The sequence below is a fragment of the Marinomonas pontica genome (assembly GCF_026191375.1).
In the GTDB taxonomy this organism is placed as follows: Bacteria; Pseudomonadota; Gammaproteobacteria; order Pseudomonadales; family Marinomonadaceae; genus Marinomonas; species Marinomonas pontica.
Genome location: NZ_JAODTL010000056.1, coordinates 62805 through 81072, shown reverse-complemented (window position 1 = coordinate 81072; position 18268 = coordinate 62805). Strand labels below are relative to the sequence as shown.

The window sequence follows — 18268 nt, the reverse complement described above, 5'->3', positions numbered from 1 at the left end:
AGGCGCACGAAAGGCGAAGAGGTAAAGAGTAAAAAGACAAAAAGCCAACCGTCACGGCGCCCAATACAGAAAGAACAATAGGACCAATATCCTCTGGTAACGTACGTATTTTCAATGCGACGGCAGAGCACCATCCCGATAAGATCAGCACCCATAACAACAAAAGAGCCTTCATGACCGCCCCATAACGCACTAAATTTATACCAAACAGGCAATTGGCTATTGGAGTTCTGGCTAACGTACAGCACGGAAAAATCATCGCGTAAGAATGCCAAACTCAATGAAAGAAAACTGATGGCAATCAATGCCGACATAACAAACGTCAGCGGACGAGCCGTTGCGAGCAACAGACGATTTCCCTTCCAATAACCAAGCAATGGCATAACAGCCAAAGACAAAGCAAAGAACAATGACAATATCAGTGAAAACTGACCAATTTCAGGAAACATATAAATGCCAAATTAATAATTAGACGGGGCTGTATTTGCCTTTACAGCAGGCAGCGGACGCGCATTTTTTAGTGCATCAGAGATCTCTGGTGGCATGTATTTCTCATCATGCTTAGCCAGTACTTGAGAAGCTATAAATACACCTTGATTATTCAATTTTCCTTGCGCGACAACCCCCTGCCCTTCGCGAAACAAATCGGGCAAAATACCGCGGTATTCTATCGTGACCTCGTGTTGAAAATCTGTGACATCAAACGACACCGCCAATGTCTTTGCATCACGGACAAGGCTTCCTTTCACTACCATGCCTCCTGCGCGAATATTCGCATGACGCGGCGCTTCTCCCAAGGCAATCTGCGATGGCGAATAAAACAAGTTAATATTTTGCTGAAGGGCGTACAAAACCAACCCCACCACCGCGCTTAAAATCAACACAATGGCAGCGATCATCACAACACGCTTCTTTCTAACTGGATGCATTAGCGAGTGTCTTTCCTCATAAAACGTTGATGTAATGTTTTGCGAATGTCCCGGCGCTGAAACATAGTATGAGAGACCAATCCGACGAGTATGCCTATGCTCACGCCATAAGCCGTCCACACATAAAAGCCGTGCTTACCCATCGCCATAAAATCCATTAGATTATCAAAGGCCATCGCCCAATACCTCTTGCCTTACCCATGCCGAACGCTTCTCTCGCCACAAGATCTCAGACTGCATCCGCCATAACAATAACCCGGCCACGACACCATAAAACCCGATAACCGACACCAACAATGGCAACCACATTTCGACAGGCATCGAAGGTTTTTCGGTGACCGTAAAAGTTGGGCCTTGATGCAACGTGTTCCACCAAATAACGGAATATTTGATAATGGGTAAATTAATTAACCCCACCACTCCCATCACTGCGGCGGCCTTGTTCGCCAACGTCACATCATCTAACGCATTCTGTAATGCGATGATGCCCATATACAGTAAAAACAACACCAATACCGATGTTAGCCTCGCGTCCCAAACCCACCATGTCCCCCATGTTGTCTTTCCCCAAATAGACCCAGACAATAATGCAATCAAAGACATCGCCGCCCCCAAAGGAGCCAGTGATTTAATAAAAATAGGGGCTATTTTCATTTGCCAGACAAGAAAAACAAAACCAGCGATACCCAGCCCTAGATAACAAGATTGCGCCAACATCGCCGCAGGAACATGGATATAAATGATTCGAAAACTGTTGCCTTGTTGGTAGTCTTCTGGCGCAAAAGCCAAGCCCCATACCAACCCAACAAGAAGGCAAAAAACGCCAAAAACAAAAGACGGGCAGCGCCCAAGATTTAGACCAATGAAAAAACCACTTTGGCGCCCCTAATTTATGAAACCATGTCCAATTCATTAATTCACACTCGCTTTCACGGCAACGGCCGTCATAAAGGGCGATATCACCAAAGACAATAAAGACATGGCCAACAACATCGCCAAAAAACCAAAATACGGTGCCCCTTCTTGTGAGGCCCTTATCGCCGACACGGCAAAAATAATCACCGGAAGATAGAAAGGCAATATCAATAGCATCACCAGCATTGCGCCTTGCCTCAACGATACCGTTAAGGCTGCTCCAATGGCGCCTATCAAAAATAAGCTTGGGGTTCCAAGCACGACCGTCATGATCAACACCCAAAAGCTGCCACTAGGCAAATACAACATCTGCGACAACAGCGGCATCACCATCAACAGAGGCATCACCACGCCAGCCCATTGAACGATCAGTTTAAGTAACACCAACAGTGGTAAATACAACCCACTAACCAGCCATTGTTCTAGCGAACCATCGCGATAATCTTCTTTAAAAATACCTTCTATGACCATCAAGATCGACAGGACAGCAGCACACCAGAGAATACCGCCTGACGCTGGAGCCAAAAACTCAGGCGCAGGGTCAATACCTAGCGGAAACAAAGACACAACGATAATGAAAAATAACACAGCATTAAAAACATCGTGTTTACGGCGCCATAAGACACAAAATTCCGTCATCAAAAAAGAAAAATACGTCATACTAACCACGAAACTTCACGAGCATTTAGAGACAGCACTTCTTGATGAGTGGTGAACAACACCAAACCGTCAGCGGAAACGTGCTGTTTGATACGTAACTCCAATAGCGCAACCGCATTGACATCCAAAGTAGCAAAAGGCTCATCCAACAACCAAAGTGCTTTGTTTTCTACCCACAAACGAGAAAGAGCAACTCGCTGTTTCTGCCCCGCTGATAATGCCTTAACTTGGGTATCTGCGTAGTCTATGAGCCCCAATTGAGTCAACACTGTTTGCAGGGTTTCTGGCAAGACAGATGGACAATAATGGCGAATATGTTCACTCACCGTAAGCAAATTCTTTATCCCTAACGAATGCCCAAGATACAGCAGATCTTGTTGAAGCGGCCGTCGATCATGTGTGACATCTTGACCTAAGTAATGTATCTCACCTTTTAATGGAGACATGACGCCAGCGATCACTTTGAGCAAAGAGCTTTTACCGGCGCCATTTACACCCAAAATACGAATCGCCTCACCCGCCACAAGTTGAACGGATAATCCCGCACACAAATCCCTCTCGTCCCGCTCGATCCAAAGGTCTGATATTGTCAAAGTAGCAACAGCTTGCAAAAGATTTACCCAAGTCGGTCGATATAAAGATCACAGTGTGTTTATTTAGCTACACTGAAGCCCGAACATTATATGAGAATATTTCCAAAATAACGAACCAGCAGGCAAACGGCATGATCTCTGACATTCAGTCTACGCTCAACAAAACATCAGGCAATCAGAGTGCCAATACCACCAGCAGCCGCATCCCAAACTACACTGGGGCGATCGCCAAGCTCAGCAGCGAAATAAAGCTAATAGAGAGCCTAAGCGTCATTAAGTTCCAAGGCAGCGAGGCAATTCGCTTTCAGGGCAAGCCTGCGCAAATTTTGCATGCAACCAGTGCACAGCAGCCCTTTACCATAATCAATACAGGACAAGCGCTTGATATCAGCACAATCAAGACCGCTCAACTTAATAAAACTGACCCTCTTCAACCCAGCTTAACGATTCCAGTTGAGAGCCAAACCAATAAAGTGGGTAATACGCCACAAACAAGGATCAATCAAAACACTGATTTAACGCTCGCATCACGTGTTGTTCATTTAACCGTAACGTCAACGCCTGCTAGTATGACATCTACCACAATACCTGCAACGGCCATGCCTTCTAATCCATTAGCCGGCCTTCCACCACCCCCCTCTATTGCGCCATCTCCCCCTTCTCATCCCCTCTCCTCGTCACAAGCTCCCCAATCTTCTGGGTCTTTGACAACGAGCTTACCCGCTCAGCCGAGCAACGCCACAGCCAGCGTAGCGACACCACAACAAGTGACCGTTACAGATGGCACATCAGAGTTCCCCATTCTGAGCCAAACGCCACTCAAAAAAGGCGATACACTTCGTGTGCTGGTAGACGCAAGCAATAACATGCAAGTGCTGCCGACCAAGATTACCTCAACATCCGTATCGCCGCATGTTGAAGCGCTTAAACAAAGCTTACCAAAGCAACTCTCGCTTGGAGATATGACCCAACTCGTCAAACAACTTCAAACGCTGAGCGAATCGTCACCATCGACCTTGCCACCTCAAACCCAACAAGCGCTGAAGCAATTAATGCAAAATATCCCTAACTTGGCAGCATTAACCACATCGCCAGACGCCATGAAACAAGCAATGCAAACCAGCGGCGTGTTTACTGAAACTCTGCTGGTCAATGACAGCAAAACTCTTATTCCTGCCGACCTGAAACTTAACCTAACTAGACTAAAAGAAACTCAAGACAACGTCAGTACGGGACGGTTCGCAAGCATACCAACCGAGCAAATAGCCAATGCCATAGAGCGCATTACGACCAACCAGCTGCGTCATTTTTCAGACCCAAACCAGATATCAACAATAACGTACCCGCTGCACATTGAACTCCCAATAAAACAGGGGCAGTCGCTCAATTTTGTGCAAATAGCCATTGATAAAGACGCCAGTACACAAGAACAAACAAAACAAGACCGCCGCTGGCTGGTAAAGCTAAAATTTGACTTTGAAGAAACGGGTCGATTTGATGCGCGAGTCAGCATACAAGCAAACAAAGTCGGCATTCTATTTGCGGCTGAAGACCCAGAAACAGTTCAGAAACTACAGAAAAATATGTCTGCATTAAAGCAGCAGTTAAAAGACAAAGATATTGAGGTAGAAAGGTTAGACGCCTTTCAAACCAAACTGGAAAAAGACACTATAAATGTGACGAAAAGCCAATCTTTGATTGACGTGAGGACCTAATGCAAAAAGCAGTGGCGCTAAAATACGACTACACCGCAGCACCAACAGTGACAGCAAAAGGCAGCGGTTTGCTCGCAGAGAAAATAATGGCCGTAGCAAAAGACAACGATGTCCTGCTTCACCAAAGCCCAGAACTAGTAGAGATGCTCAGCACCTTAGAATTGGGGGAAGAAATACCCGAGTCGTTATATTTAGCCGTTGCAGAAATTATCGCCTTCGCTCACCAAATAAAAGACCATCAGTGGTAATCGGAGTTTCTTCGTGATTCCTGTTTCAACAAGCTAATTAATTCTGCTTCGGCGCGAATCAAGCCGCATTTAGAGACTAAATCATCAATGGTTGCGCCCATTTCAAGCAACTCCATCGCACGATTATAAGAGACCCCACCTTCTTTAGATAAGATCTCAGATTGTTTTTCAACGGCAAGATTCAATTTTTTCTCAATCGCCACCAAACGACGCCCCATTCCAATAGAACCGGAAGCAAGCACTTGCACCTGCTTCTTTTGGCTTGACTCTGCCTCAGCGTGTTCACGCTTCAGTAAAGCCAATCGTTTCGATAATCTAAAGGCCCACACTACCACCGCGATCAAAATCACGAACTGCAGCATTAATAGGAGGTTAAATAACCATTGAGATTCCATCTAGTACAGCTACCTTAAATTACATCGATCCTACTTCAGACCATTCATCTTCGGATAACAACTTATCCAAATCCACAAGAATCAATAAGATATCATTTTTATGGCAAACACCTTGAATAAATTTTGAAGATTCATCGTTACCAACATTTGGGGACGGCTCAATTTCTGACTGACGCAGATACACCACTTCAGACACCGCATCGACCAAAATCCCAATCACATGACCTTCTACTTCCAAAATCATGATACGGGTGGCATCCGTAATATCACCTGAAGGCAAACCAAAGCGCTGACAAGTGTCGATCACAGTAACGACCGTACCACGTAAATGAATAATACCTAATACAAAATTAGGCGCACCAGGCACAGGGGCAATTTCAGAGTAACGCAGTACTTCTTTAACTTGCATAACATTAACACCATAGATTTCATTCTCTAGACGGAACGTTACCCACTGCAACATTGGATCTTCTGACTGATTTGCGCTTTTTAACGCGATGCTAGTTGCCATTATTCATCTCCAAAGATCAAAAATGATCATTTCAATTATTTGAGCGCGTTTTTAAACCCATTCTTTGGGTCATCCAACAATTCTATAAAACCCTGTACATCCAGTATGGCACACATATGATCAATTACTGTACCCGCTAACCAAGGACGTTTGCTGCGATCACTTCGCCATTTTACTTGCGAAGGCTCTAAAGTAATCGCTTCTGCTACACGCTCACACGCTACGCCCCAATCAGAGCGATCCAACTGAATGACAAACTTAAAGTTCTCTTTCAAAACGCCTTTATAGTGATTCGGCATAACCCACAACGCCGTGTCCACAGTTCGAAGGTTAAACTCACCGACATTTGCCACCCCCATAAACCACTCAGGCTGACCAAATATAGAGGTTAGTTTGTCACTTCCACTCTGGAAAATACCACCTAATTCAACCAGCGGCACAGCCATTTTCAAACCACCGACATAAAACAGCAGACATTCAAAGCGTCCTGTAGCCCAAGGCAAAGGGTCCGTCTTCGCCACTCGACTCGTTTTTTCTGGCTCTGGCTCTGGCTCTGGCTCTGGCTCTGGCTCTGGCTCTGGCTCTGGCTCTGGCTCTGGCTCTGGCTCTGGCTCTGGCTCTGGCTCAATAGTATTTAACACTTCATTTTCTACCGGCCACTCTATTTCTTCACTTGAAATGGCCTCTTCAAAATCTTTAAAAGACGCATCTAACGAAGTGAGATCATCTTCACTCAACTCAGAATCCGTATCAGGCGTTACGTCAGCCGCCTCTGAGTCGACATCATTTACATCTGCCGTTTCTGAAATGGGGTTCTCACTTTCAGAAAGCGGTATCGTTGTTGCTTCTTGCAGCAGATCATCAAGGTAGCGCTGTAAAGCCACCTGAGGTCCGATCAAATCCTGCTCTTTGCTTTTTGTTTCTTTCATAAACTATTACTATCCCGCTGGGTTCAGCAAAGAATCCATCAGACTTGCATATGCCTTAATTCCTCGGGCATTTGGATCCAATGCGGAAGGAGCAATGCCTGCGGTACTGGCATCTCGTAATTTGGTATCGACTGGAATGACCGAATGCCAAACCAATTCCTCGTAAGTATCTTTTAAATTGCGCAAGCTTTTATTCGAGGCTTGCGTTCGTCTGTCGAAGAGCGTTGGTACAATCACGAAAGGAACAGGACGCTTTCTGGCACGATTGATCATCGTCAGAGTCCTCACCATGCGCTCTAACCCTTTGATCGCCAAAAATTCTGTTTGTACCGGTATCACAAGTTGCTGACAAGCCGCTAACGCATTAATCATCAATACACCCAGCACAGGTGGGCTGTCTATTAAGACGTAGTCGTAATCATCCCAAAGAATCGCCAATGTTTTTGAAACAACCAATCCCATGCCACCTTGCGATTGAGCATGACGTTCTAATGTTGCTAATGCGGTAGAAGCAGGCAATAAAGACAAATTGGGATGTCCTGTTTCTAAAATCAAGGACGCGGGTAGGTCTTCAGGAATTTTCCCTGTTGTCTGGAAAAGGCTATAGGCACTTTTTTCAATAGAGTCAGGATCAAAACGAAAGTAGCTCGTCAATGAACCATGCGGATCAAGGTCGATCATTAACACTCGATTTCCAGCATCAGCTAATAAGCCTGCTAAAGAAACTACTGTCGTCGTTTTGCCAACGCCGCCTTTTTGATTCGCCACTGCCCAAATGTGCACTCTGACTCCCCTGATACCCTATGCTGTTATTTTGCTTACGAATTCCTTGCAATCATATACAGTAATACGCTATTGAAACAAGTAATCATGTAGATTATCAGCACCACGCTTACTAATTCGCAAAATTACCCGACGATTTTGCTGGCGGGCATAGTCATTCGTATTTCTAACTTTGGGGTGCTCTCCAGAAAAGCCCATAGGAGCAATCATCTTTGGATCCACGCCTCGGTACACCAACTCATCCACAACAGACGAAGATCGCAGGCTAGACAAATGCCAATTAGATACCAAACGTCTCGAATTAACAGGCGTATCGTCCGTATTGCCTTCCACCAAAATAACCGAAGGGTGTGCTTTTAAAATATTTGCCACCAAAATGAGCAAAGCAACCGCTTCATTGGTTAACTCATATTCGCCCTGACCAAACAACAGTCCAGATTTAAGTTCTAAGCTGACCCAGTCAGCCGACTCAGTTACCGATATTTGACCTGTTGCGTGCAAACCGGAAAACTGGTTTTCAACCACTTGGCTTAACAAGGAATAAACGGCAGAAGATTTTTCTTCTTCGATTGTTGGCGGAGCAGCAGGAATTGGTTTTGCTTCAACGACTTCTGTGTCTTTTGGTTCACCAACAATTGGCTCCCCAATATTAATCGGTTTGATGGATTTTTGAACCGCTTCAAATACACCATGAAGGGTTTCTTTTAGTCGTTGCTCGTCACCGGAGTTTTTAAGCGAGAGGGAATAAAGGGCAACAAAAAAAGCAAATAGAAGAGTAATAAAATCGGCGTAGGAAAGAATCCATCGATCTCGACCTTGCACACCCGAAGAAGATGGCTTAGCTGCCATCCTTCGACGCTTGGAGGTCTTGGGAGCATCACTCATAGGTATTGAGCTCAAGCTCTAATCGATACGGGTGTTTGCCAGTTGCTATGCCACAAATCCCATCCGTAAGTAACTGATGGTAAAGTAGCTCTTTATCAACATAGCCTGTCAGTTTCTTAGTAATGGGGAAGATAACAAGGTTCGCAAAGCCCTGACCGTACAATGTAGAAACAAATGCAACCGCGATTCCATGCCCTAATGCTTCTGGGCTATCTAAGTTAGCCATCGCCTGAATCAACCCCAGAACAGAGCCCATTATCCCTAAAGTGGGTGCATAACCACCGATTGACTCTATAAATGTAACACTTTTCATGCGTTTATCATGTATTCTTACTGCATCATCATGCAGTCGGTCCGCTAATAATTCAGGATCCGTTCCGTCAATTGCCATTTGTAAGGCTCGACTGGAAAAATGACTTGCCCAGCACTTCGACGTCCGATTCCAATGCCAGTAAAGAAAGGCGTCTTGCTTTGTGTGCAAGATTATTCAATGACGCTCTTGTTGAATGAAAGTCGTAAACAGGCGGGAAGAGACTCCACTTGATTAACACCAAAGCACGAATTGCTTCCTGAATGCTGCTTTGAATTAAAGTCGCTCCAATGCTTCCAACTATGACGATGATAGCTGAAGGCAAATTAAGGAGGAGGATGACCTCTCCACCTCCTAACCAATTAGCAAGTAATACTGAACTAAAAGCAATGATTAAGCCCGCTAACGTCACAAAATCCACTAACTAACCTCACGCGCAATACGCTCACCAATATGGTCGAGGTCAATAATTTCATCCGCCAAGTTGGCTTTTCGACGGCCATCGGCATGCCATAGATTACGCATGACTCTTCGCTCTGAATCCAAACTTTAGAGCCCGAGTTCTTCAACATGCGAGCTCCTTCTCGTCCATCCACACCCATACCAGTCATAACAACAGAAAGCACCTTGCCTGGATAACACTTAGACGCAGACCCAAAGTCACATCCACAGGGGACTTATAATTTAAACGCTCATCGCCATCAAGAATACGAACACAGCCCCCATTACGCGGATCAATCATCATCTGCTTACCACCTGGTGCTGGCAAAGCAACACCCGCTTGCAAACGATCACCATCTTGAGCTTCTTTGACTGTAATCTGACAAATATTGTTTAAACGTTCTGCGAAAGCCCCCGTAAATGCCGCTGGCATATGCTGAACCAGCACCAACGGAGCAGAGAAATCTTTAGGCAATTTGCTTAATACAGCCTGTAGTGCCATCAGCCCCCCGTAGAAGTACCAATAGCCACAAGACTGACGCGTTTTTCTCATACGGGGAATAATGACCCCACGCTCGGTAACAATAGGCTTTGGTGCTTCTCGAGGTGCAAGAGCTGGAACGGGGCGTCTGTCTCCAGCAAACCGAGTTCTTGCTACCGCCAACACTCGATCAACAAGCGCGCGTTTAACAACCGCCGAATCTCGAGAAATATCCTCGAAGTTTTTCGGCATAAAATCAACAGCACCTGCTTCAAGAGCATCCAGTGTTACTTTAGCTCCCTCATGAGTTAATGAGGAAAACATAAGCACAGGCGTCGGCTTTAGCTTCATTATATTGGATACAGCAGCAATGCCATCTAAGACTGGCATCTCATAATCCATGGTCACAACATCGGGTGATAAAGACTGAACTTTATCTATTGCTTCTCGTCCGTCATTTGCAGTACCAACAACGGTTAGTCTAGGATCTGCTTCAAATATTTCGACTAAACGACGTCGAAAAAAACCAGAATCATCAACAACCAGCACCTTAACAGGCATATCACATCCCCTAAATGAAAAGCGTCCTACCTAGATGCGTAACGTTTCAGCATACTAGGCACATCCAGAATCAATGCAATACGACCATCACCAGTTATTGTTGCACCAGCCATACCGGCAGTACCTTGCAACATTTTACCTAATGGTTTTATAACCACTTCTTCTTGACCAACCAATTGATCGACAACAAACCCAACTTCACTCATGCCCACCTGAACGACCACAACATGTGCTTCTGTTGGCAAATCACCTTTCGCATTACCTTTGACCAACCAGCTCTTAAGATGGAAAATCGGTAGAGTTTTACCTCTAATCACAACAACTTGCTGGCCATCAACCACGTTGGTCTTTTTCAAATTAAGGTGAAAAATTTCATTTACGCTGACCAATGGAAAAGCAAATGCCTGATCAGACAAAGTCACCATAAGAGTCGGCATAATCGCCAACGTTAACGGCACTTTAATAATAAAGCGTGATCCTTGGCCTAACACTGACTTGATCTGCAAAGTGCCGTTTAGTTGTGAAATTTTCGTTTTAACAACGTCCATCCCCACACCACGACCAGACACATCAGTAATCTCAACTTTGGTTGAGAAACCAGAGCGCAAAGATTAAATTAAATGCTTCTTCGTCGGACAAACGCTCAGCAGCATCCGTATCCATCAAGCCTTTTTCGACCGCTTTTCTGCGCAAAACATCGGGATCCATACCTGCACCATCGTCTTCGATGGACAACAAAATATGATCGCCTTCTTGTTCAGCAGAAAGGACGACATGCCCTACTCTTGGTTTGCCTTTTGCCTCACGAACATCTGGAGCTTCAACACCGTGATCGACGGAATTTCTCACCAAGTGAACGAGTGGGTCAGCAAGCGCCTCAACCAAGTTTTTATCTAGATCCGTTTCTTCCCCACGAAGCTCAAGGTTCACTTCTTTTTTCAAGTTACGAGCCAAATCTCGGACAACCCGTGGGAACTTACCAAATACTTTCTTAATTGGCTGCATACGGGTTTTCATGACAGCGTTTTGCAAGTCACCCGTAACGACATCTAGGTTTGATACCGCTTTGCCCATTGACTCATCTTCACTTTGAAGGCCAAGACGAACCAACCGATTTCGCACCAATACCAATTCGCCAACCATGTTCATGATGTCGTCTAATCGCTTAGTATCAACACGAACTGTTGCTTCTTGAGTAACAGGCGCATTCGCTGTTTTTTCTTTTGCATGCTCAGGCTCTGGAGCCGGAGCTGCTGGTTTCGAAGCAGGCTTTGGAGATTCTTTAGGTTTCGGTGCTGCCGCTTTTGGCTTAGACGCAGGTGCAGGCTCTTCGACTTTTTTGGCTTTTTCCTTACTTTGCAAACTGTCTAATAAGGATTCAAATTCATCTTCTGTAATAAGATCAGACTCAGCACCGGCCGTAGATGCTTCTGGCTGCGATGTTTTTTCATCCGTCTTATCTTCTGATGAAGCCTTTTTGCTTGGGTCAACTTCACCGTGAAGCTGATCCAGTAGAGCTTCAAATTCATCTTCTGTAATTTCATCAGAAGCCACATCGGATGCTGAACTCTCTTCCTGCTTGTCATTTACTCCAGGGGCACTGTTCCCATGCAATTGATCTAGCAGTGCGTCGAACTCATCTTCTGTTATTTCATCGTCTGATTTAGGTGCATCGTGAGCCTCTGATGCGTTGTTGCTTTTTGCATCGACTGCGTCTGCAGGCGCATCGCCAAGGGCATCAAGCAACGACTCAAATTCATCATCTGAAATATCTACAGAATCATCAGCATTGTCAGTTGTTGAAGCATCAACATCTTCTTCGGCCTCTACTTCTGCTTCATCCTCATCAGCCGTGTCTTCTGCATCGTCATTTTGCTCTGCCAGTTCTTCTGCTGTTGGCGCTTTAGCATACGCACTCAAGGCGGCAATCAACTCTGGCGAAGCACGTTCTGGTTCACCCCCAGCTCGTACTGTATCGAACATCTCGTTCACCGCATCCAGTGCTTGCAACACGATGTCCATTAGATCTGAGTCTATTTTACGCTGTCCGTTTCTTAAAATATCAAAAACGTTCTCTGCGTAATGGCAGCAATCAACCAATGCAGTTAATTGCAAAAACCCAGCCCCACCTTTTACAGTGTGAAAACCACGAAAGATGGCGTTAAGCAAAGGCTTATCATCTGGGTTTTGTTCTAAATCTACTAACTGTTCGGAAAGCTGTTCAAGAATTTCACCAGCTTCTACCAAAAAATCTTGTAGAATCTCTTCATCGACCTCGAAACTCATCCTCAGCTCCTTCTAGAAACCAAGACTTGATAGCAAGTCGTCTACTTCGTCTTGACTATTCAGTACTTCAGGGTTGTTTTGTTTATTAATAGCTGGGCCATGTCCACGAGTGTCATCGTGTTCAGACTCGTTCTCTTTATGTTCAATTCCGGAGATACTATCAACGCGTCCAGCAACAGCAACGAGATGCACAAGTTTTTCTTCCACATCTCGAATTAAATCATTCACTCTAGCGATAACTTGACCTGTTAGGTCTTGATAACCTTGCTCTAGAAGAATTGTGTTGAGGTTTGAATGCAAGGTGGTGGCACTGTCATCAGCATACGATAAGAAAACATCAATACGCTTGTATAAATCTCTAAATTCTTGTGGCGTTAAATCCCGTTGAATTAGGCGACTCCAGTCTTTACGAAGCTCTCTTGCCTGACTTTGTAATTCACTGGCAACAGGAACACTACTATCAACCATGTCCATGGTTTTATTAGCAGCTGCACTAGTTGTCTCAATAACATAATTCAACCGATCAGATGCATCAGTAATTTTTGTGGTAGATTCGTTACCACCTTCACCGACAACCAAATCCATTGAATCAATTTGAAAATCACGAATAGCATCATGCAAACTTCGGGTTAAAAAACCCACCTCGTTATAGAAGCTATTATGACGCGCTTCGCTCAGTTCTTGAATCTTCTTAATCGCACCACTAAAGTCACCGACTTCAATGTAATTTAAAAGCTCTACAGCGCCATCTTTAACTAGATTTTCAAAATCTACTAGTCCAGATCCCAATATTTTTGACATCTATATTCCCTATTTTGCAGCATCTATTCGTTCGAATATTTTCTCAATCTTTTCTTTGAGAGCCACCGCAGTAAACGGTTTTACCACGTAACCATTAACCCCAGCCTGAGCCGCAGCAATAATTTGGTCACGCTTCGCTTCTGCCGTTACCATTAGAACAGGAATACTTTTCAATTTTTCGTCTGCACGAACAGCACGAAGTAATTCGATACCGGTCATTCCAGGCATGTTCCAATCGGTAACAAGAAAGTCAATCGTTCCTGCCTGAAGTATAGGCAATGCAGTCGTTCCGTCATCCGCTTCGACTGTATTGGTAAACCCTAAATCCCGTAATAAATTTTTAATGATTCGTCTCATTGTCGAGAAATCATCAACAATTAGGATCTTCATGTTTTTATCCAATGCAACCTCCACACCCCAAAGGTAATATTACACAACTCATAATTAATCTCGCCAATCACTTAATCTAGCTCTCAATCTCATAGCCGCTTGACTATGTATTTGACTGACTCTTGATTCACTAACACCTAATACAGCGCCGATTTCTTTTAGGTTCAGCTCTTCATTATAATAAAGGGACAAAACCAACTTTTCTCTTTCCGGTAAATTATCAATCTCTGTTGCTAATTGATTTTGAAACCCACCTTCTTCCACTAAAGAGTAAGGTGTATTTTCGATTTCAGATTCAACGCTGTCTAAATTACTTGTATCAGAGTCTAGCATTTCTTCATAGCTAAACAACTGAGTCGACATGGATGAATGTATCATTTCATGATATTCATCCATGCTTATGTTCATATGCGCTGCTACTTCCATATCAGACACATCACGACCTAATGTCGCTTCTAATTCTTTTATGGCATTTGCAACCGCTCTGCCATTTCGCCGAACCGATCTAGGCGCCCAATCTGTTTTGCGAACCTCGTCCATAATAGAGCCGCGAATACGGATACCCGCATAGGTCTCAAAACTTGCACCTTTCGTTGACTCAAAACGTTTGTATGCTTCAATCAAGCCCATCATGCCTGCTTGAATTAAATCGTCAACATCTACGCTATCTGGTAACCGCGCCAAAAGATGGTAGGCAATCTTTTTTACTAAATACCCATATTGCTCAACAATCGCATCAATCGAAAGCGTCGCTTTTTTGAGTATGTGTCATATCCATTTTTGGTCTGCATAAAATAGTCTAAGCAACCTTTACCATTTAAGTTAGTTGCGCTAACTAACTGTACTACATAGTTTGGCGCAACGCTTTCAGTAATAACATAATTTTACTAACTACCATACTTTAGTGACCCATATAACTGACTGTAATGTTCTGCTGTGTATACAGCACGACTAATCAAGTTATGGGCACGAGCTGGCTCGATATCATCTGGTATTCTTTGGCCATCAGCGATATATACAACTGGCAGCCCTTCTTCAATAACTACACTAATCGCCTCACCAAGTGAAGCAGATTCATCAAGCTTACTCAATACGCAGCCATCTAACTGAACCTGAGAATAGACCTCTGTCACTGTTTTTAAAACTTGTCGTTGACTAGTACAAGGTAAAACAAGCAATTTCTTCAAGCTGGCTCTGGCGCGCTTCATCATAAGAAGCTGTCGTTCTAAATTTGAGTCTCTTGGGTTCATCCCTGCCGTATCAACAAGCACCAATGAGTAGTGAGCATATTTAGCCAACACTTCATTTAAATCAGAATACTCATTCACCACTTCAACAGGGACATTTAAAATTCGACCAAACGTGCGCAATTGTTCATGTGCAGCTATGCGGTAAGTATCCGTTGTTATTAACACAACGCCCTCTGAGCCATGCTTTAAAACATGCTGAGCGGCAATTTTACCAATGGTCGTTGTTTTACCAACTCCCGTTGGCCCCATAAAAGCTATGCATCCACGAAACTCAGAAGCGCTAGAGCGTACCGGAATATAATCCGCCAAATGCGCTAATAAACGATTCCAATCGTCTTCACGCCCCTTTAGATCAATATCATCAATCAATCTAGAAATAACGAATTCAGATAGACCTAACCCTTTCAACTTTTCACGGGCGCGAGTCTCGACTGAAGACTCTCTGGCTGCTGAGCGACTTTCGTTCTGTTGGTGCTGCTCAAGCATAGCCCGAACACTTTTAAGCTCAAGCTCCATTTCTCGTAATTGCTGACTACTGCCAGTATTTCGAACAGAAAGCGCTTCTTCCAGACTCGGATCGTCTTTATCGTCAGCCAATGAAGGCATTTCAATACGAGTTTCTTGACGAGGCTCTTCATAAAGGGACGTATTCTTAGGCGGGGCTGTTTGTTGTTTGGCTCGCTCGATTCGCTCAAGATAGTCCGCACTGGGGTTTACATTAGAATCTGGACGAGGGGAAGAGATCGACTCATTACGAGTGGATTCAGGACGTTTAGAAGTCATACTGGAAGGCAGGGAACCATCATAATCAAGGGCAGCGACAATCTCTATCTCCCCTGTAGGCAGACGCTGATTTGACAAAATGACCGCATCAGGGCCTACGGCATCGCGAACTTTCCGTATCGCTTGTCGCATGTCAGGTGCTCGAAACCGCCTAATTTGCATGAATAACTTAATCCTTCCAGTTTATTTTTCTTACAAATCCATAGCTTACCCGAAAGATTCCAATAAATATAGATACAATCTTTTACGTAAAACAGCCAAGCGTTACTGCCCAATTACCCCCACCACAGTAATGCGCTTATGATCAGGAACTTCTTGATAAGAAAGCACTGACATATTCACCATACCGTAACGCATAAAGCGCGCTAACATTGGACGTATTGGTGCTGAAACGATCAATATTGGGGTATTACCCATCGCCTCTTGCTGCTCTGCAGACTGACGCAAAGATGCTTGCAATTGTTCTGCCATTTGCGGTTCTAAAATCAAGGCTTCTTCATTCTTAATACCCGACTGCTGACTCTGCTGAACCGTTTGCATCAACATTTTTTCCAACTGTGGCTCTAACGTCAACACAGGTATCTCTTCTACCCCATCCGCCAACGTCTGAATAATCAAACGAGACAAAGAGGTTCGAACCGCGGCGGTTAGCACCATAGGATCTTGAGTTTTTGGCTGAACCCCCATAATAGCCTCAGCAATGGTTCTCATATCTCTGAGTGGCACACCCTCAATCAACAAGTTTTGCAACACTTTCAACAGCACGCTCAATGGAACAGTATTAGGCACCAATTCTTCAGCCAATTTAGGATTGTACTGTTTTAACAAGCTCAATAGTTGCTGAACCTCATCGTGCCCAATTAACTCATACGCGTGCTTATGCATAATCTGATTAATGTGTGTCGCCACTACCGTACTGACGTCCACAACCGTATAGCCATAGGTTTGCGCTTGGTCACGTTTTTTGGGATCAATCCATACTGCATCCAAACCAAACGATGGGTCTTTCCCAGCAATACCGTCAATAGAACCGAACACCTGTCCAGGATCGATCGCCAAGTCTTTATCTGGGTGAACTTCTGCTTCAGCTAAACTCACTCCCATAAGCGTGACCCGATACGCATTTGGCATCAAATCCAAGTTGTCTCGAATGTGAACACTGGGCACCAAAAAGCCCAAATCCTGAGATAGCTTGCGACGCACCCCCTTAATCCGTGCCAACAATTCGCCACCTTGCGTTTTGTCTACTAAGGGAATCAGCCGATACCCAACCTCCAAACCCAGCATATCCACTGGCGCAACGTCATCCCAACTAAGATCTCTTACTTCAGCTGGAACCGGCGCTTCCGACGAGGTCTTGCTCGCCCCTTTTGGCCCTTGTTTTGGTTTCTGTTTTTTACGATATTCGAGGAAATATGCCAGACCACCAATGCAAGCCGCTAAAGACAAAAAGGAAAAATGAGGCATGCCAGGCACAATCCCCATAATCGTCATGACACCGGCTGCGACATAAAGCGCTTTAGAAGAACCAAACATCTGGCGGACAATTTGCGAGCCCATATCACCAGACTCATTAACCCGAGTTACCATGATCGCGGCGGCCGTGGACAACATTAATGAAGGCAACTGCGCGACCAAGCCATCACCAATAGTTAACAAAGAATAGCGCTCAATCGCTTCCGCAAAAGACAAGTCATGCTGCGCCATACCGATGGCCAAACCACCAATGATATTGATACCTAGGATAAGCAACCCGGCAATTGCGTCCCCTTTTACAAATTTCGACGCACCATCCATAGAGCCATAAAATTCGGCTTCGGCAGCGATCTCCGTACGGCGCTGTTTCGCTTGATCGGCATCGATCATGCCAGCGTTCAAATCCGCATCAATAGCCATTTGCTTGCCTGGCATAGCGTCCAAGGTAAAACGCGCACTCACTTCAGAGATTCGCCCAGCACCTTTTGTCACCACAGCAAAGTTTATGATCATTAAAATGGCAAACACCACAAAACCAACAACGTAGTTACCACCAATAACGACCTCACCAAACGCCTGAATAACCTTACCAGCCGCATCACCACCCTCATGCCCATTCAGCAACACCACTCGCGTCGAGGCCACATTAAGCGCCAATCGCATGAGTGTCGAGACAAGCAACACAGTAGGGAAAACAGCGAAATCCAAAGGACGCATGGAATAAATCGCCACCAACAACACAACAATGGCCAAGGCGATATTGAACGTAAAAAGCACATCCAGTAAAAACGCAGGAATAGGCAATATCATCATCGCCAACAGCGACAATAACAAAATAGGAATACCTAGATTCCCACTAAAAATCCCTTGAACCTGCCCTGCAATACGGCTGCGGTCAAAATCCACACACTTTCCCTAATAAAAAA

At 44.7% G+C, this 18268-nt stretch carries 19 protein-coding genes and 3 pseudogenes; 2 read left to right on the top strand and 20 right to left on the bottom strand.

The annotated features are described in order from the left end of the window. The 6 genes and pseudogenes from N5P32_RS16925 to ccmA form a co-directional block, all read right to left on the bottom strand. A pseudogene (locus tag N5P32_RS16925) lies at positions 1-449 on the bottom strand (heme lyase NrfEFG subunit NrfE); the annotation flags it as partial. A 12-nt stretch (positions 450-461) separates the two neighbouring features. Further along, positions 462-929, bottom strand: coding sequence for a cytochrome c maturation protein CcmE (ccmE, locus tag N5P32_RS16920; protein WP_265730185.1), 468 nt, complete (start codon positions 927-929; stop codon positions 462-464). After that, a complete protein-coding gene (ccmD, locus tag N5P32_RS16915; protein ID WP_265730184.1) occupies positions 929-1105 on the bottom strand; it encodes a heme exporter protein CcmD in 177 nt (58 codons plus the stop codon). The genes ccmE and ccmD overlap by 1 nt, the downstream gene beginning before the upstream one ends. Next, positions 1095-1718 (bottom strand): heme ABC transporter permease, encoded by a 624-nt coding sequence (locus N5P32_RS16910; protein WP_322783887.1) that lies wholly within the window; start codon positions 1716-1718, stop codon positions 1095-1097. The genes ccmD and N5P32_RS16910 overlap by 11 nt, the downstream gene beginning before the upstream one ends. 123 nt (positions 1719-1841) lie before the next feature. Continuing rightward, positions 1842-2504, bottom strand: coding sequence for a heme exporter protein CcmB (gene ccmB / locus N5P32_RS16905; protein WP_265730183.1), 663 nt, complete (start codon positions 2502-2504; stop codon positions 1842-1844). Further along, entirely contained in the window at positions 2501-3115 is a 615-nt protein-coding gene (gene ccmA, locus N5P32_RS16900; protein WP_265730182.1) for a cytochrome c biogenesis heme-transporting ATPase CcmA, read from the bottom strand. The genes ccmB and ccmA overlap by 4 nt, the downstream gene beginning before the upstream one ends. 113 nt (positions 3116-3228) lie before the next feature. Between ccmA and fliK the strand changes: the two genes are divergently transcribed. Together fliK and N5P32_RS16890 are read left to right on the top strand one after the other, a co-directional pair. Continuing rightward, complete coding sequence (fliK, locus tag N5P32_RS16895; protein WP_265730181.1) at positions 3229-4812, top strand: flagellar hook-length control protein FliK; 1584 nt, start codon at positions 3229-3231, stop codon at positions 4810-4812. Next, the gene (locus tag N5P32_RS16890; RefSeq protein WP_265730180.1) at positions 4812-5060 is read left to right on the top strand and encodes an EscU/YscU/HrcU family type III secretion system export apparatus switch protein; all 249 of its coding nucleotides are present in this window, start codon (positions 4812-4814) and stop codon (positions 5058-5060) included. The genes fliK and N5P32_RS16890 overlap by 1 nt, the downstream gene beginning before the upstream one ends. On the opposite strand, the gene N5P32_RS16885 is transcribed toward N5P32_RS16890, so the two are convergent. The 14 genes and pseudogenes from N5P32_RS16885 to flhA form a co-directional block, all read right to left on the bottom strand. Beyond that, positions 5051-5455 (bottom strand): DUF2802 domain-containing protein, encoded by a 405-nt coding sequence (locus N5P32_RS16885; protein WP_265730179.1) that lies wholly within the window; start codon positions 5453-5455, stop codon positions 5051-5053. The two genes, N5P32_RS16890 and N5P32_RS16885, sit on opposite strands and share 10 nt — an antisense overlap. Positions 5456-5474: 19 nt before the next feature. After that, the gene (locus N5P32_RS16880) at positions 5475-5966 is read right to left on the bottom strand and encodes a chemotaxis protein CheW (RefSeq protein WP_265730178.1); all 492 of its coding nucleotides are present in this window, start codon (positions 5964-5966) and stop codon (positions 5475-5477) included. A 35-nt stretch (positions 5967-6001) separates the two neighbouring features. Beyond that, a complete protein-coding gene (locus tag N5P32_RS16875) occupies positions 6002-6895 on the bottom strand; it encodes a chemotaxis protein CheW (protein ID WP_265730177.1) in 894 nt (297 codons plus the stop codon). 9 nt (positions 6896-6904) lie between these two features. Then, positions 6905-7678 carry a ParA family protein gene (locus N5P32_RS16870; protein ID WP_265730176.1) on the bottom strand — a complete coding sequence of 258 codons (774 nt, stop codon included), beginning with the start codon at positions 7676-7678 and terminating at the stop codon, positions 6905-6907. A 69-nt stretch (positions 7679-7747) separates the two neighbouring features. Continuing rightward, positions 7748-8527, bottom strand: coding sequence for an OmpA family protein (locus N5P32_RS16865; RefSeq protein ID WP_265730175.1), 780 nt, complete (start codon positions 8525-8527; stop codon positions 7748-7750). A gap of 28 nt (positions 8528-8555) precedes the next feature. Next, complete coding sequence (locus N5P32_RS16860) at positions 8556-8954, bottom strand: motility protein A (RefSeq protein ID WP_265730174.1); 399 nt, start codon at positions 8952-8954, stop codon at positions 8556-8558. Next, positions 8944-9294: a MotA/TolQ/ExbB proton channel family protein gene (locus N5P32_RS16855; protein ID WP_265730173.1), complete on the bottom strand. Its 351-nt coding sequence runs from the start codon at positions 9292-9294 to the stop codon at positions 8944-8946. The genes N5P32_RS16860 and N5P32_RS16855 overlap by 11 nt, the downstream gene beginning before the upstream one ends. A 130-nt stretch (positions 9295-9424) precedes the next feature. Next, positions 9425-10356 (bottom strand): annotated as a pseudogene (locus tag N5P32_RS16850) (protein-glutamate methylesterase/protein-glutamine glutaminase); the annotation flags it as partial. Positions 10357-10382: 26 nt separating this feature from the next. Continuing rightward, a pseudogene (locus tag N5P32_RS16845) lies at positions 10383-12642 on the bottom strand (chemotaxis protein CheA). Between the two features lie 12 nt (positions 12643-12654). Beyond that, a complete protein-coding gene (locus tag N5P32_RS16840; protein ID WP_265730172.1) occupies positions 12655-13443 on the bottom strand; it encodes a protein phosphatase CheZ in 789 nt (262 codons plus the stop codon). A gap of 9 nt (positions 13444-13452) precedes the next feature. Then, entirely contained in the window at positions 13453-13833 is a 381-nt protein-coding gene (locus N5P32_RS16835; RefSeq protein WP_012071097.1) for a chemotaxis response regulator CheY, read from the bottom strand. Positions 13834-13887: 54 nt separating this feature from the next. Beyond that, the gene (locus tag N5P32_RS16830; RefSeq protein WP_322783888.1) at positions 13888-14598 is read right to left on the bottom strand and encodes an RNA polymerase sigma factor FliA; all 711 of its coding nucleotides are present in this window, start codon (positions 14596-14598) and stop codon (positions 13888-13890) included. A 122-nt stretch (positions 14599-14720) separates the two neighbouring features. Next, entirely contained in the window at positions 14721-16028 is a 1308-nt protein-coding gene (flhF, locus tag N5P32_RS16825; protein WP_265730170.1) for a flagellar biosynthesis protein FlhF, read from the bottom strand. A gap of 102 nt (positions 16029-16130) precedes the next feature. Further along, positions 16131-18248 carry a flagellar biosynthesis protein FlhA gene (gene flhA, locus N5P32_RS16820; protein ID WP_322783886.1) on the bottom strand — a complete coding sequence of 706 codons (2118 nt, stop codon included), beginning with the start codon at positions 18246-18248 and terminating at the stop codon, positions 16131-16133. Between the last annotated feature and the right edge of the window lie 20 nt (positions 18249-18268).

Excerpts from the sequence above, each read along its gene's own strand:
- ccmE (WP_265730185.1), bottom strand. The coding sequence starts at position 929 with ATGCATCCAGTTAGAAAGAAGCGTGTTGTGATGATCGCTGCCATTGTG.
- ccmD (WP_265730184.1), bottom strand. The coding sequence starts at position 1,105 with ATGGCCTTTGATAATCTAATGGATTTTATGGCGATGGGTAAGCACGGC.
- ccmB (WP_265730183.1), bottom strand. The coding sequence starts at position 2,504 with ATGACGTATTTTTCTTTTTTGATGACGGAATTTTGTGTCTTATGGCGC.
- fliK (WP_265730181.1), top strand. The coding sequence starts at position 3,229 with ATGATCTCTGACATTCAGTCTACGCTCAACAAAACATCAGGCAATCAG.
- N5P32_RS16890 (WP_265730180.1), top strand. The coding sequence starts at position 4,812 with ATGCAAAAAGCAGTGGCGCTAAAATACGACTACACCGCAGCACCAACA.
- N5P32_RS16885 (WP_265730179.1), bottom strand. The coding sequence starts at position 5,455 with ATGGAATCTCAATGGTTATTTAACCTCCTATTAATGCTGCAGTTCGTG.
- N5P32_RS16880 (WP_265730178.1), bottom strand. The coding sequence starts at position 5,966 with ATGGCAACTAGCATCGCGTTAAAAAGCGCAAATCAGTCAGAAGATCCA.
- N5P32_RS16875 (WP_265730177.1), bottom strand. The coding sequence starts at position 6,895 with ATGAAAGAAACAAAAAGCAAAGAGCAGGATTTGATCGGACCTCAGGTG.
- N5P32_RS16865 (WP_265730175.1), bottom strand. The coding sequence starts at position 8,527 with ATGGCAGCTAAGCCATCTTCTTCGGGTGTGCAAGGTCGAGATCGATGG.
- N5P32_RS16860 (WP_265730174.1), bottom strand. The coding sequence starts at position 8,954 with ATGGCAATTGACGGAACGGATCCTGAATTATTAGCGGACCGACTGCAT.
- N5P32_RS16840 (WP_265730172.1), bottom strand. The coding sequence starts at position 13,443 with ATGTCAAAAATATTGGGATCTGGACTAGTAGATTTTGAAAATCTAGTT.
- N5P32_RS16835 (WP_012071097.1), bottom strand. The coding sequence starts at position 13,833 with ATGAAGATCCTAATTGTTGATGATTTCTCGACAATGAGACGAATCATT.
- flhF (WP_265730170.1), bottom strand. The coding sequence starts at position 16,028 with ATGCAAATTAGGCGGTTTCGAGCACCTGACATGCGACAAGCGATACGG.